This is a genomic window from Cytobacillus sp. QJM3NY_8, assembly GCF_056173585.1.
Genome location: NZ_CM149681.1, coordinates 3,928,450 through 3,942,840 on the forward strand (window position 1 = coordinate 3,928,450; position 14,391 = coordinate 3,942,840).

The following is a 14,391-nucleotide window of genomic DNA, read 5'->3' on the forward strand; positions in this document are numbered from 1 at the left end:
TGCATGTTCTTTTTCATTTGCGGAATCGCCTGATATACTTAATATTTAGGATAGCGAAATAAGGAGGCATTGATTATGGAAACAAAGCTTTTTTCCCCTTTAACAATTAAAGGAATCACCTTTAAGAACAGAATTGTTATGGCACCGATGTGCATGTACTCAAGCCATAATGAAGACGGCATGGTTGAAAACTGGCACCGGACACATTATACGAGCCGGGCTGTTGGCCAGGTGGGATTAATCATCCTGGAGGCAACTGCTGTAACTCCGCAGGGACGTATTTCTCCGCAGGATCTGGGAATATGGAACGATGACCATATCGCAGGCCTGAAAGAATTAACCGGGCTAATGAAAGAACACGGGGCATCAGCTGGGATACAGCTTGCACATGCCGGCAGAAAAGCGACTGTCGAAGGGGAAATTCTCGCCCCATCAGCTATTGCTTTTAATGAAAAAATGAAAACACCTAAAGAAATGACAAAAGAAGAAGTGTCTGAAACTGTGGAGGCATTCAAAAAAGGGGCTGAAAGGGCGAAGAAAGCCGGCTTTGAAGTAATTGAAATTCATGCGGCACACGGCTACTTGATCAATGAGTTTCTTTCACCGCTAAGCAATAAACGAAGTGATGAGTATGGGGGATCAGCCGAAAACCGCTACCGTTTCCTCCGTGAAGTCATTGAAGCAGTTAAAACCGTTTGGGGTGGGCCTTTGTTTGTTAGAGTATCAGCACATGATTATCATGATGAGGGGTTAACTGCAGAGGATTATGCAGAAATGGGAAAATGGATGAAGGAGCAGGGAGTGGATCTTATTGACGTAAGTTCCGGAGCGGTAGTGCCGGCTAGAATAAATAGCTACCCGGGCTACCAGGTCAAATTCTCTGAAACCATTAAGGAAGGTGCCAATATTCAGACTGGTGCAGTCGGGCTAATTACATCCGGCCTGCAGGCAGAAGAAATTCTGCAAAACGGACGGGCAGATTTAATCTTCATTGCGAGGGAATTGCTGAGGGACCCTTATTGGCCTCGCACAGCAGCAAAGGAACTTGGAGCAGCAATTGAACCACCTAAGCAATATGAACGCGGCTGGATTTAAAGAAAAGCAGAAGCACCTTGCCCACGAAGGAACGCAGACTAAGAACGCCACATCCTCCCAAAAAGCTGCCGCTTTCGGATGTGCGATCGCTGCCGCAACTTTCCTTGACCTGCGGCAACGTCTGCATGACCCCCATCGTGGGGCCTCACCTCGAGGGGGCAGGCTGCTTGCGCTAGACAGCTCTCAAGGTATACAAAGTTATAAATTCTGAAATTAAAATAAAGAAAAGGGATGGCGGTTGAAATGTACCCCGGATAGCGGACACTGATAAAAAAGTGCCCCTATCCGGGGTTTTTTGTGTTTCAATAGATTTAACAAATATGGGCGGAGGATTAACATGAGTAAGAATATTTATAATGAATTTCAAATTAAAGAGCTTGAAAAGAATCCTAATGTTTTATGCGCTTCTGAAAGGTCAATCTCCTATAGTCCTGAGTTTAAGCTAAAAGCAGTTACGGATTATAAAAATGGAAAAGCACCGTCGCAAATCTTTATTGAACAGGGCTTCGACCTTGACATGATCGGTAAGAAACAACCCCAGCGTTGTCTTAAGCGTTGGAGGGATTCATATGAAAGGTTTGGAAAGGAAGGTTTCCTTACGGAACGTAGAGGCAAAGGGAGTACCGGGCGTCCTTCTTTAAAGCAACTTTCCGTAGAAGAGAAATTAAAAAAAGCTGAAGCAAGAATTAAATTCCTTGAGGCAGAGAATGACTTCTTAAAAAAGCTGGAAGAGTTAGAAAGGCAGGCGTTGAAGAAGAAACGGTATTAACGGCAGCTGAGAAGTTTTCGTTGATCGAGAAAACCATCAGAATTCATCAGTTAAATAAAGCTGTTTCCTACCTGTGTGAACTGGCAGGTGTCAGTCGAAGTGGCTACTATGATTGGTTGAAGGCTGCACCATTACGGGCACAACGTGACGATCAGGATGAATTGGACATAGAGTTAATCCGAGAAATTTTCATAAGCAAAAGAGAAAAAGCAGGTGCACTCCAGATTAAAATGGTTATGGAGAATGATTATTCAACTGTAATGAACCACAAGAAGATTAGACGTTTAATGGCAAAATATTATCTTGTAGCTAAGATAAGGAAAGCCAATCCATATCGTAAGATGGCTAAGGCAACTCAGGAACATCGAACCTGCCCTAACCTTCTTGACCGTGAATTCAATCAGGAAGTGCCAGGAAAAGTTCTGCTTACTGATATTACTTATCTCTATTATGGAAAGGGCCAAAAAGCATATTTATCCTGCGTAAAGGACGGAGCTACAAAAGAAATTCTTGCCTACTACCTTTCCACGTCTTTAGAGATGGATATTGTTTATAAAACGTTAAAAAAGTTAAAGGCAGCTGTTGGCAACCACTTTCATCCAGAGGCCATATTGCATTCTGACCAAGGAATGCACTACACGCATCCTCTATTCCAAAGCAAAGTAAAAAAGCTTGGCCTAACTCAGTCAATGTCCCGAAAGGGAAACTGTTGGGATAACGCACCAATGGAAAGTTTCTTTGGACATTTTAAAGACTTATCAGAGTATAAATCACTTGATAATATAAAGGATGTAAAGAAAGAAGTAGATCGTGTAATCGAAGAATATAATCATCATCGTTATCAATGGGGCTTAAATAAAATGACCCCGGTACAATACCGGGACCACTTATTAGCTGCATAGGCGCTTTTTTATAAACTGTCCGTAAATGGGGGTACATTTCAGGTTCGCCATCCCTTTTCTATTAAATAATCTGCAGTGAATCAAGGAATACAATGATGATAACCAAAGGCACTACATAACGCAAAAGGAAATACCAGGCGGAAAAGATTCCATTCAGCGATTTTGAACCTTGAATCAATTCATTTCTCAGCAGATCCTTCTTCATTTTGTATGAAACAAAAATAGAAATGAAGAGCGCCCCTACCGGCATTAATACATTGCTGACAAGAAAATCAGCACTGTCAAATATCGTTTTGCCGAAAATTGAAATATCTGATAGGCTGCTGAAGGAAAGTGCAGATGGGACTCCTACGATAAAGATTGCCAATCCTGTCAGCCAGGCTGCACGGATTCTGCCTCTTCCCTCCTTATTCGTCAGAGCAGCCACCACTATCTCAAGCATTGAAAAAGCGGAAGTTAAGGTTGCAAATAGAAACAGTGCAAGGAATAAGAGCAAGAACACTCGTCCGAACAGAATCTGATCAAAAACAGATGGCAGAACAATGAACAATAAACCAGGACCTGCAGCCGGCTCAAATCCCAGTGAGAAAACGGCCGGGAAAATAGCCAATCCAGCTAGAATAGAAATAAACAAATTCATTCCGACAACGGAAAAGGCCGGCTGCATCAGATTTTCATTTTTAGATAGATAAGAGCTGTAAGTTACCATAACCGATACCCCGACACTTAGAGAGAAAAACGATTGACCCATCGCATAAAGGACGGTTTCAGACGTCAGATTTGAAAAATCAGGCTTTAAGAAGAATGCGACGCCTTCCATGGCATTTTCCAGTGTTAGGGATCGTGCAATCAAGATAATAAATAAAAGGAACAAAGCCGGCATCATAATTTTGCTGACCTGCTCGATACCCTTCTGGATACCTTTAGCAACCACTAAAACAGTTATTAATAAAAAGAGCCCTTGTGCCGCTACAACAGACACAGAGTCTGACACGGATGTGCCAAATAACTCTTCATAATTGCCGGCTCCATTCATAGAACCGGTAACCCCGTATACAATGTACTTCAGAATCCACCCGCCTATTACACTATAAAACGATAAAAGCAGAAAACAGGTAAATACGCCAAGGTAGCCAATCCAGTGCCATTTAGTTCCCGGAGCAATATCCTTGTATGCCGAGATTGCCTCTTTCCCCGTGCTGCGGCCGATCACAAACTCAGCCAGCAAAAGCGGAAAACCAATTAATAGTGAAAATAGCAGAAATAATAATATAAATGCTCCACCACCGCTTGTCCCGGTAACATACGGAAGCTTCCAGATAGCTCCAAGTCCGATTGCCGAACCGGCCGAGGCTAAAATAAATCCTATCTTCGATGACCATTGCTCATTTTGCTGCATGCCTGTACCTCCATAATTTACAATATAGATACTGCCTGGTTCCAGGCGGCGATAAGCTGGCGCCTGGAGCTTTTCTTAATAGAAACCGGCTGGGTTTCCATTTTTTAGAACTTTCCCAAAAAAACAAAAAAGCCACATACTTCAAAAGGGACGCGAATCAGATTCACGCGGTACCACCCTTTTTGAAAGCATGTGACTTTCCACTCGAAATATAACGGATTAACCGTCTTTCCTGCTATAGAGCAGAAAAGATAAGCTCCAAGATGAAATTCATCTTATCTTTGTGCCAGTTTTCACCATCCACTGGCTCTCTATAAACAGGGAGATAAGACTTAATAGAGTCTCTTCATAGCTTTTTAATATAATGTTTTAAAGTATAAGTGTGATTATATTATGCCTGCAGGAAACCGTCAATGCCAAATTTGAAAATTCAATTTTTCCAGACATTACTTTTCGTTCCAAATCCGCCTCCATGCCGCACCCTCACTATCTGCCTTAATCTCGAAAACATCCGGGTTGCTCATCTTCATAAGATGCTCAAAGCCTGCATTTTCATCAAAATAGCGCAGCAGCAAAGTGGATAAATTGCCATGACTGACCAGAACGATATGATTTTCACTGGAAGCGATTAATTCATCCAGCAGGGAAGCAGCTCGTTCCATGCCTGACGAATGGGATTCTCCCCCTTCGAAAACCAGTTCAAAATCGGAAAAGCTTTGCTTAAGCTTCTCCTGCCAATCATCAAAAAGAATGGAGGATAGCACCCTTTCCCCCAAACGGCTTTCCTCCACAATCTCAAGGTTTCTCGACTGTGCAAGCGGCCGGATAGTTTCCATCGCCCGCACAAAAGGGCTTGAATAGATGCGATTAATTTCCTTGTCTTTAAAGAAATCAATTAATTTTAATGCCTGTTCCCTTCCGCTTTCTGTCAATCTGGCAGAGAAAGGCTGGCCCTCAGCCTTTGCATGGCGCACGACATAGAAAGTTTTCAATTAATTCACCTCTCCTTTATCAAGCGGTATATGAATTTCTTTAAAGTCCTCAGCAATTACCGTATTGGGGAAAATTGTCTGCGATTCCTTCACAAGCTGTTCCCAATCCTGGCGTTCATATCGTGAACTGATATGATTCAGACAAAGCTTCCTTGCATTCGCCTCACGCGCGACTTTGGCAGCCTGCCGGGTTGTCGAATGGAAATAATCGTGTGCAAGCTTTTCTTCTCCCTGTGAGAAGGTTGCCTCATGAATTAATAGGTCTGCATGAGCCGCTAATTCTATTGCCGCATCGCAAATCCTGGTATCTCCCAGCACCGTGATGATTCTGCCCTTTTGAGCCGGGCCCAGAAAGTTTTTTGCTTCCAGAATACTCCCATTCTCAAGCTCTATGTTTTCGCCATTTTTTATTTTCTTATATATCGGACCCGGCTTAATTCCCGCTTCTGCAAGTTTATCCGCGAGCAATGTTCCCGGACGGTCCTTTTCAGTAACCCGGTAGCCATATGAAGGAATCCCGTGCTCGAGCAAGCGCGCTTCCACCTTAAAGTCTTTTTCATCCAATATAGTGCCATCACTGATTTCAGCAACTTTCAAAGGGTATTTAAGGTATGTACCGCTGACAGAGAGCGAGACTTCAATATATTCTTTCAGCCCTTTTGGCCCGTAGAGAGTCACCTCAGTATCACCGCCCTGAAAAGAGCGGCTGGAGAGCAATCCGGGCAGACCATAGATATGATCTCCATGCAGATGTGTAATAAAGATTTTTTCAATTCTCCTCGGTTTAATGCTTGTATGCAGTATTTGATGCTGGGTAGCCTCCCCACAGTCAAAAAGCCAAATGCTCCCTCTTTCATCCAGGAGCTTTAAAGCCATCGAAGATACATTCCTCAGTTTAGCTGGAATTCCTGCACCCGTTCCCAAGAAAAAAACATCCATTGAAAAAACAACCTCCTTTCCAGCAGTCAGGATAAAAAAATCTGTCAGAGCTTGCCAGTTCGAATATAAACAATATACCACAGCAACTGCGGAATATTTAAATCAATTGTTTTTTGTTTTATTTAACAGGATAGTTCCTGGCCTTTAGAAAGAAACTATGTTAAAAAGGCAAACTTAATATTTGCGAAAATAGCTTTAAACAGATACAATTTTATACTTGTACAGACGTTTTTTGCGAATGCAATATAACAGCTTTTATTCAAGCTGCGGGCGGGCAAATGCCAGTCCAGCCTTACATACAGAAATATTTTCGAAAAGAGGTTCTAGAATCGTGAAATCAAACGAAAAACCGACCGCATTAATAATGATATTTGGGGCAACGGGGGATTTGGCTAAAAGAAAATTGTTTCCCTCACTTTACCGCTTGTACAAAAAAGGCAGGCTGTCTGAACGTTTCGCGGTAGTCGGGATCGCCAGAAGGCCGCTCTCGAATGAAGAGTTTCAGGCAAGTGTCAAAGCCTCTGTTGAGTCAGCTATTAAAGATAACGGAGAACTTGAAGATTTTATTTCTCATTTTTACTATCATTCGCACGATGTAACGGATTCAGGCTCCTATTTGGCATTAAAGAGTGTGGCTGAAAAATTGGATGCTCATTATTCCCTTGAAGGCAACCGCATTTTTTACCTTGCCATGGCCCCTGAATTTTTCGGTACCATTGCAGAGCATTTAAAAGCAGATGGACTGACGGATGTGGATGGCTTTAAGCGCCTTGTCATTGAAAAGCCTTTTGGTCATGATTTGGAATCAGCGAAACAGCTTAATAAGCAAATTCGAAAAGCTTTTTCAGAAAATGAAATTTACCGGATTGACCACTACTTAGGGAAAGATATGGTACAAAATATTGAAGTTATCCGTTTTGCCAATGCCATTTTCGAACCTTTATGGAACAATCGCTACATCTCAAATATCCAGGTTACATCAAGCGAAGTACTGGGTGTAGAAGAACGCGGCCGTTACTATGAAAAAAGCGGCGCCCTTCGTGATATGGTTCAAAACCATATGCTGCAAATGGTTGCCCTCCTGGCAATGGAGCCGCCAATCCGCCTGACAACAGATGAAATCAGATCCGAAAAAGTGAAGGTATTAAGAGCCATGCGTCCGCTTGAAGGGGACCAGGTGAAAGAATACTTTGTCCGCGGCCAGTACGGAAAAGGCCAATTAAACGGACAGGAAGTCCCTGCATACAATGAAGAGCCGATGGTGGATGAACAATCAAACACCGAAACTTTTGTAGCTGGCAAGCTGATGATTGACAATTTCCGCTGGGCAGGTGTACCAATCTACATTCGTACTGGAAAAAGAATGGCTGCAAAATCAACGAAAATTGTTATCCAGTTCAAGGATATTCCGATGAACTTATACTATCAGACTGAGCAAACGTTAAATCCGAACCTGCTGGTCATCCATATTCAGCCTGAAGAAGGCATTACTCTATATTTGAATGCCCAAAAATCAGGACAAAACATGGAAGCCACACCGGTAAAATTAAATTTTGCCAACAAAGGCATCGATGACATGAATACGCCTGAAGCTTATGAAAGGCTTTTATATGATTGCATGCGCGGAGATGCAACCAACTTTACCCATTGGGATGAAGTGGCCCTTTCCTGGAGCTTTGTCGACAAAATTTCCGACGTATGGGAAAACACAAAAGAAGCAGGCTTCCCTAACTATGAATCCGGTTCAATGGGTCCAAAAGAAGCAGACCAGATGCTTGAAAAAGACGGTTTCTTCTGGTGGCCTGTAACAGACCTTGATGTTGAACAGTGTTAAATAATTTTCGAACCCCCCTGCCGCGGCAGGGGGGTTCGTTTAGGGGATACCATGATCCGGCTTCCTGCAATTACAAAAAAAACAGCGCCTTTTGAACGCTGTTTTTTTATATTACTCCATCCAATTTGTATGGAAGATGCCTTCTTTATCTGTACGCTGATAGGTGTGTGCGCCAAAGTAATCACGCTGTGCCTGAAGAAGGTTTGCAGGCAAAGTTTCAGTGCGGTAGCTGTCATAATAGGACAGTGCCGCAGAGAAGCATGGTACAGGGATGCCGTTCTTCACAGCCGTACTGATGATTTCACGGGTAGCATCCTGGTAGCTTTCCACGATTTCCTTGAAATACGGATCAAGAAGCAGGTTCTTTAAACCAGGCTCACGGTCATATGCTTCCTTAATTTTTTGCAGGAATTGGGCACGGATAATGCATCCTCCGCGGAAAATCATCGCAATATCGCCGTATTTAAGATCCCATCCATATTCTTCGGATGCTGCTCTCATTTGAGCAAAGCCTTGTGCGTATGAGCAGATTTTGCTCATGTAAAGGGCTTTGCGGACACTTTCGATAAAGGCTTTTTTATCACCGGTGAATTCCGATGCAGCTGGCCCGCGAAGAACTTTGCTTGCGTTGACACGCTCTTCTTTCATGGCAGAGATGAATCGGGCAAAAACGGATTCAGTAATGATTGGAAGCGGTACGCCAAGATCCAGCGCACTTTGGCTTGTCCATTTGCCGGTTCCCTTTTGGCCGGCTGTGTCTAGGATGACATCTACCAGCGGCTTGCCGGTTTCATCATCTTTTTTCGTGAAGATATCAGCGGTGATTTCAATAAGATAGCTGTCAAGCTCACCTTTATTCCAATCGGCAAATACTTCATGAAGCTCTTCAGCAGTCAAACCAAGCACATTTTTCAACAGAAAATAAGATTCGGAAATCAGCTGCATATCGCCGTATTCAATGCCGTTGTGGACCATTTTCACATAATGGCCTGCCCCATCCGGACCGATGTATGTTGTGCATGCTTCGCCATTAACCTTTGCCGCGATATCTTGAAAAATAGGGGCAACCAGCTCGTAGGCTTCTTTTTGGCCGCCAGGCATAATGGAAGGCCCTTTTAATGCGCCTTCTTCACCGCCGGATACACCAGTACCGATGAAGTGTATGCCCAGCTCGCTTAATTCCTTATTGCGGCGCTGTGTGTCCACAAAGAAGGTATTTCCGCCATCAATCAAAATATCCCCTTTATCCAATAAAGGCTTTAGCTGCTCAATGGTCGCATCTGTCGGGCCGCCTGCTTTAACCATAAGCATGATTTTGCGCGGTTTTTCCAGGGAATCAACAAACTCCTCAATTGTATATGTACCTTTAAAATTTTTTCCTTCGACTTCCTTAAGCATCTCATCCGTTTTTTCGCGTGACCGGTTAAAAACGGATACAGAGTAGCCTCTGCTTTCAATATTCATGGCAAGATTTTTGCCCATTACGGCTAAGCCGATAACACCAAACTGTGATTTCGTCATCTTTTATTACTTCCCTTCCAGCCTTTAAGCGTGTAATTGCTTGTTCAAAAAGAAGATCTTTATTAAGATTATTTGAACATCATCCAATAAAAGAATCCACTTTACTTTAGCAAGATTCCTATTCTTATTCAACTTTCCTGTCTTAGTTTAGCTTATAGCCGCCTGAAAAACTCATGAAATATCATCTTTTTTACTGCCCTTCCCTGGCCTGCTCTGCAAAAAGTCTTTATTAAAGCTGGTATCAGTGCCGATTTTGGGGCGGGGCAATTTCATTTCCGAAAGTGCACCTGCATTGTCAATTATTTTAGCCCCATATTTCTTTCGCAAAAGGTCCATTGTCTGAAATAACGGCTCTTTTTTAGCATCTTTTTCAAAACTGAATAAATCCAGCTGTTTAACTGCCTGATCGGGTTCGACAAGGTCTGTTCCTGTAATGCCCAGCAGCCGTACAGCGTTTCCATTCCAATGTTTTATAAAAAGCTCCTTTGCCATTCGATAAATTTCTTCATCCTGCTGAATAGGATTCTTCAGTTTGCGGCTTCTGGTAATGGTCTTTCTATCCTTATACCTAATGGTAATCCCCAGAGAAACCGCCATTACCTTTTTTCTTTTCAGTCTGGAAGAAACCTGTGAAGACAATTTTTCAAATACTTGAAGCAGCTCTCTTTGATTCGAAACATCCCTTGGCAGTGTGGTGGAATTTCCTACACTTTTAAATTCGGATGCCGATTCCGGATCAACTTTCCTAAGATCTTGGCCATTGGCTTTTTGTTTCAGTCTCGGGCCATTGATCCCTAGGGCTGCTTTTAATACAATTTCATCCGCTTTTGCCAATTCACCGATTGTGGCGATGTTCAGATTTCTCAGCTTTTCCCCGGTCTTCTTGCCGACTCCGTGCATTTCTTCCACTTGCATCGGCCATAAAATATGGGGTACATCTCTTTTTCTAAGAACTGTAATCCCCATTGGTTTTTTCATGTCAGAAGCCATCTTGGCTAGAAATTTGTTGGGAGCAACACCGATGCTGCAGGGCAAATCGAGCTGCTGGAAAATCTGCTTCTGTATCGTCTCAGCAATTTCTATTGGGCTCCCAAACTCATAGCTGTCTGTAATGTCCACATATCCTTCATCAATGGATACAGGTTCAACAAGAGTGGAATATTCGTGCAATATATCAAACATTCCCATAGAAGCTGCACGATATCTCTCAAAATTTGGCTTCATAATAATCAGCTGGGGACAGAGCTTTTTAGCCTCCCACAGAGGCATGGTGGTTTTTACCCCGAAGCTCCTTGCCTCATAGCTGCAAGTCACGATTATTCCGCGCCTCTCCTCCGGATTGCCTGCGATCGCTAAAGGCTTGCCCTTTAATGTGGGATCATAAGCCATCTCAACCGAAGCATAAAAACTATTCATATCAACATGGAGGATAACTCTCCCGTTTTTCGGATACATTTGCTTCATGCCGGCACTTCCCTGTAAAATCATTCACTTCTATTTTAGCAGATATTCTTCTTTTCTTTTATTATGAGGATTATAAAAGCAAAAACAGAGAATCTTGCTCCTCTGTTTTTGAATTCGCCCGCTATGCTGTTGTTTTCTGTGTTTTCATATACTCTTTTATTTCCCTTATTCCTTCCAGAGATTCCACCAGATTTGCAGGGTCGATTATAGTAATCAGCCTATGATCGATATTGGCTACCCCTGTAAAATAATTGGTTTTTTGATAGGCAATCAAACCTGGCTGTTTCAGGCAGTCTGCTGGAATATCTAAAATTTCCTTGGCTTCAGTCACCAGCACTGCAAATGATAGCTCTTCTGTCTGCAGCACGATCATCCTTGCCGAACCGCTATCGGACAGTGCCCGGCTGTAAAGAATTTCTTCAAAATCAACAACAGGAATTAGCTCTCCTCTGACTTTGACAATTCCTCTTACATAACTGGGCAAATGAGGGATCGGTGTTATGCCTTCCATTTTCTCAATGGATATAACAAAGGGAATGGGTGTGGCATATTCCTCATTTCCTGCCCGGAAAACGACAGCTTTATTATTTTCAGTCATTCCATTTCCTCCCCGGAAACTCTTATGTATAGAACTAATATACCATAGGCATTATTTTCTAACTAGAGAGGATCTAATAGAATTAAGTGATATAAAAAAGAGAACCGCTTCGGGTTCCCTTTCTTTAAGCTTAGACTTTAGACTTCTTCGATAATGGCAATGACCATTTCAGCCAGTTTATTTAATTCTTCAATAGGCATGCGCTCATTGGTTGTATGAATTTCTTCGTAGCCAACAGCAAGGTTGACTGTTGGTATGCCTAAACCGGCAATAACGTTCGCATCACTTCCGCCGCCACTGTGAAGAAGCTCGGAGCTTCGGCCAATCTTTTCAGCCGCTTTTCGGGCCACTTCAACGACATGGTCGCCTTCGCCAAATTTAAAGCCAGGGTACATAACCTGAACATCCACTTCAGCTTTGCCCCCCATTTCTTCAGCAGCACTTTCAAAAGCTTCTTTCATTTTAGCAACCTGCTGTTCCATCTTTTCAGGAATTAATGAACGTGCTTCTGCTAAAATATCAACATGGTCACACACGATATTCGTCTGCTGTCCGCCTTCAAAACGGCCAATGTTAGCCGTTGTTTCTTCATCAATGCGGCCCAGAGGCATTCTTGAGATCGCTTTCGCTGCCATAGTGATAGCCGAAATGCCTTTCTCAGGGGCTACACCGGCATGTGCTGTTTTCCCTAGAATAGCAGCCTTAACTTTCGCTTGTGTCGGGGCGGCAACGATAATATTTCCGACTTTGCCGTCACTGTCCAGTGCGTAGCCAAACTTCGCTTTAACAAGTGAAGGGTCGAGTACCTTCGCTCCGACCAGTCCGGATTCTTCCCCAACTGTGATAATGAACTGGATAGTTCCATGAGCAATATTCTGCTCTTTCAGGACTTTAACAACTTCAAGCATAACGGCAAGTCCTGCTTTGTCGTCGGCACCCAGGATCGTTGTTCCATCGGTTACAACATAGCCGTCCTTGATGGAAGGTTTAATACCTTTTCCAGGAACAACCGTATCCATGTGGGAAGTGAAATAGATTATATCTGTTCCTTCTTTGGTTCCCTGAAGAGTGCAGATGAGGTTGCCTGCACCGTGTCCGGTCTGTGCAGTTGTATCGTCTTCATATACCTCAACCCCAAGATCCCTGAATTTTTTCTTCAGCACTTTTGCAATTTGAGCTTCATACTTTGTTTCAGAATCAATTTGCACCAGTTCCAGAAATTCGTTTAATAACCGTTCCTCATTAATCATTTATGTACAAACCTCCAAATTTAAGCTTACTAAGCAAGTATAACTCCAATATTTTGGCACAGCAAATCAGGAATCCATTATAGCGGGATATTTCCATGCTTTTTATGAGGCCTGCTTTCTTTTTTATTTCGCAGCATTTCAAGCGCCTGAATGATCTTGATTCTGGTTTCTCGCGGATCGATGACATCATCCACCATGCCTCGGCTTGCTGCCACATATGGATTGGCGAACTTTTCTCTGTACTCCTCGATTTTTTGTGCCCTGGTAGCCTCAGGATCTTCACTATTCTGGATTTCCCTTGCAAAAATAATGTTGGCTGCACCTTGAGGACCCATTACAGCTACTTCCGCATTCGGCCATGCAAATACAAGATCTGCGCCAATAGATTTACTGTTCAGGGCAACGTAGGCTCCTCCGAATGCTTTTCTTAAAATTACAGTAAGCTTTGGCACTGTTGCTTCTGAGTAAGCATAAAGAATCTTTGCGCCATGCCGTATGATCCCGCCATGCTCCTGTTTAACACCTGGGAAAAAGCCTGTAACGTCCTCAAATGTAATAAGGGGAATATTAAAGGAATCACAGAACCGGATAAACCTTGAAGCCTTATCGGAAGAATCAATATCAAGGCCTCCTGCCATTACCTTCGGCTGATTGCAGACAAGTCCCACCGTCTCACCCTTGATTCGGGCAAGCCCGACTACAATATTTTTAGCAAAGTCACGCTGTACCTCCATAAAAGTATCTTTATCCACTACCTGTTCAATGACTTTTCGGACGTCATATGGACGAAGGGCATCAAAAGGAATGGCGTCTGTGAGATCCGGACGGTAATCATCGTCCTCATCCCGTTCTGACATTGGCGGTTTTTCCTCATTATTCTGCGGAAGGTAGCTTAACAGACTTCGTACCTGCTCAATAACTTCCTCTTCGGACTCGCCTCTAAAGTGTGCGTTTCCGCTGATTGTGTTATGCACACGGGCACCGCCCAAATCCTCCGGTGAAATTTTTTCCCCAGTAACCGTTTCGATTACTTTTGGGCCAGTTATGAACATCTGGCTCGTCTTTTCCACCATGAAGACAAAATCCGTGATCGCTGGAGAATAAACCGCTCCGCCTGCACATGGCCCCATAATGACAGAGATCTGCGGAATCACTCCTGAATAAATGGAATTCCGGTAGAAAATATGGCCGTACCCATCAAGGGAAACAACACCTTCCTGAATTCTGGCACCGCCGGAATCATTCAAGCCTACAAATGGAGCCCCATTTTCAGCTGCCAAATCCATTACATTAGCAATTTTTTTTGCATGCATTTCCCCCAGGGCGCCGCCAAAAACAGTAAAGTCCTGGGAAAATAAGAAGATAGGACGTCCGTTGACTTTACCATAGCCAGTTACAACACCATCGCCAGGGCCTTTTTGGTTTTCCAATCCAAAATCCGTGCTGCGGTGCTCAATAAATGGATTCAGCTCAACGAATGTGCCCGGGTCAACTAATAAATCGATTCGTTCACGGGCAGTCAGCTTCCCTTTTTCATGCTGTTTTTGTATACGCTCATCCCCTCCGCCAAGTTCGACTTCCCTGCGGCGGTCGTATAACTCATTTATTTTCTCATAGATGTCTGCCAT

The 14,391-nt window shown here is 43.3% G+C and carries 11 protein-coding genes and 1 other annotated feature; of the genes, 3 read left to right on the forward strand and 8 right to left on the reverse strand.

Translation table 11 applies throughout. The annotated features are described in order from the left end of the window. Positions 1–75 precede the first annotated feature (75 nt). Positions 76–1,095: an NADPH dehydrogenase NamA gene (gene namA, locus AC0VZ9_RS20265; protein WP_009332856.1), complete on the forward strand. Its 1,020-nt coding sequence runs from the start codon at positions 76–78 to the stop codon at positions 1,093–1,095. A gap of 337 nt (positions 1,096–1,432) precedes the next feature. Next, positions 1,433–2,766 (forward strand): IS3 family transposase gene (locus AC0VZ9_RS20270; protein WP_475396666.1). Its coding sequence is split into 2 segments (ribosomal slippage): positions 1,433–1,805 and positions 1,805–2,766, totalling 1,335 coding nucleotides; the frame shifts between segments, so codons are not numbered across the junction. A gap of 61 nt (positions 2,767–2,827) precedes the next feature. Here the strand turns inward: AC0VZ9_RS20270 and AC0VZ9_RS20275 are convergent. The 3 genes from AC0VZ9_RS20275 to rnz form a co-directional block, all read right to left on the reverse strand. Then, positions 2,828–4,165, reverse strand: coding sequence for a sodium-dependent transporter (locus tag AC0VZ9_RS20275; RefSeq protein WP_009332857.1), 1,338 nt, complete (start codon positions 4,163–4,165; stop codon positions 2,828–2,830). Between the two features lie 143 nt (positions 4,166–4,308). Next, positions 4,309–4,524, reverse strand: a binding site (T-box leader). 87 nt (positions 4,525–4,611) lie between these two features. Beyond that, positions 4,612–5,157, reverse strand: a complete 546-nt coding sequence (locus tag AC0VZ9_RS20280; RefSeq protein ID WP_009332858.1) for a histidine phosphatase family protein — start codon at positions 5,155–5,157, stop codon at positions 4,612–4,614. After that, positions 5,158–6,096, reverse strand: coding sequence for a ribonuclease Z (gene rnz / locus AC0VZ9_RS20285; RefSeq protein ID WP_009332859.1), 939 nt, complete (start codon positions 6,094–6,096; stop codon positions 5,158–5,160). Positions 6,097–6,427: 331 nt separating this feature from the next. Here rnz and zwf point away from each other — a divergent pair, with 331 nt between their 5' ends. Further along, positions 6,428–7,930 (forward strand): glucose-6-phosphate dehydrogenase, encoded by a 1,503-nt coding sequence (gene zwf, locus AC0VZ9_RS20290; protein WP_019380210.1) that lies wholly within the window; start codon positions 6,428–6,430, stop codon positions 7,928–7,930. A 111-nt stretch (positions 7,931–8,041) separates the two neighbouring features. Here the strand turns inward: zwf and gndA are convergent, their stop codons facing one another. The 5 genes from gndA to AC0VZ9_RS20315 all read right to left on the reverse strand — a co-directional run bounded on the left by gndA (position 8,042) and on the right by AC0VZ9_RS20315 (position 14,391). Then, positions 8,042–9,451, reverse strand: a complete 1,410-nt coding sequence (gene gndA, locus AC0VZ9_RS20295) for an NADP-dependent phosphogluconate dehydrogenase (protein WP_475396667.1) — start codon at positions 9,449–9,451, stop codon at positions 8,042–8,044. Positions 9,452–9,622: 171 nt separating this feature from the next. Continuing rightward, on the reverse strand, positions 9,623–10,915 hold the full coding sequence (locus tag AC0VZ9_RS20300) for a DNA polymerase IV (protein WP_034296531.1): 1,293 nt from the start codon (positions 10,913–10,915) through the stop codon (positions 9,623–9,625). 121 nt (positions 10,916–11,036) lie between these two features. Further along, complete coding sequence (locus tag AC0VZ9_RS20305) at positions 11,037–11,513, reverse strand: chemotaxis protein CheW (RefSeq protein ID WP_009332863.1); 477 nt, start codon at positions 11,511–11,513, stop codon at positions 11,037–11,039. Positions 11,514–11,650: 137 nt separating this feature from the next. Next, positions 11,651–12,763 carry a tripeptidase T gene (locus AC0VZ9_RS20310; RefSeq protein WP_009332864.1) on the reverse strand — a complete coding sequence of 371 codons (1,113 nt, stop codon included), beginning with the start codon at positions 12,761–12,763 and terminating at the stop codon, positions 11,651–11,653. Between the two features lie 77 nt (positions 12,764–12,840). Next, positions 12,841–14,391 carry an acyl-CoA carboxylase subunit beta gene (locus tag AC0VZ9_RS20315; protein ID WP_009332865.1) on the reverse strand — a complete coding sequence of 517 codons (1,551 nt, stop codon included), beginning with the start codon at positions 14,389–14,391 and terminating at the stop codon, positions 12,841–12,843.

What these genes read in the sequence shown, in the direction of transcription:
- namA (WP_009332856.1), top strand. Translation starts at nt 76, where the DNA reads ATGGAAACAAAGCTTTTTTCCCCTTTAACAATTAAAGGAATCACCTTT.
- AC0VZ9_RS20275 (WP_009332857.1), bottom strand. Translation starts at nt 4,165, where the DNA reads ATGCAGCAAAATGAGCAATGGTCATCGAAGATAGGATTTATTTTAGCC.
- rnz (WP_009332859.1), bottom strand. Translation starts at nt 6,096, where the DNA reads ATGGATGTTTTTTTCTTGGGAACGGGTGCAGGAATTCCAGCTAAACTG.
- gndA (WP_475396667.1), bottom strand. Translation starts at nt 9,451, where the DNA reads ATGACGAAATCACAGTTTGGTGTTATCGGCTTAGCCGTAATGGGCAAA.
- AC0VZ9_RS20300 (WP_034296531.1), bottom strand. Translation starts at nt 10,915, where the DNA reads ATGAAGCAAATGTATCCGAAAAACGGGAGAGTTATCCTCCATGTTGAT.
- AC0VZ9_RS20305 (WP_009332863.1), bottom strand. Translation starts at nt 11,513, where the DNA reads ATGACTGAAAATAATAAAGCTGTCGTTTTCCGGGCAGGAAATGAGGAA.
- AC0VZ9_RS20310 (WP_009332864.1), bottom strand. Translation starts at nt 12,763, where the DNA reads ATGATTAATGAGGAACGGTTATTAAACGAATTTCTGGAACTGGTGCAA.
- AC0VZ9_RS20315 (WP_009332865.1), bottom strand. Translation starts at nt 14,391, where the DNA reads ATGGCAGACATCTATGAGAAAATAAATGAGTTATACGACCGCCGCAGG.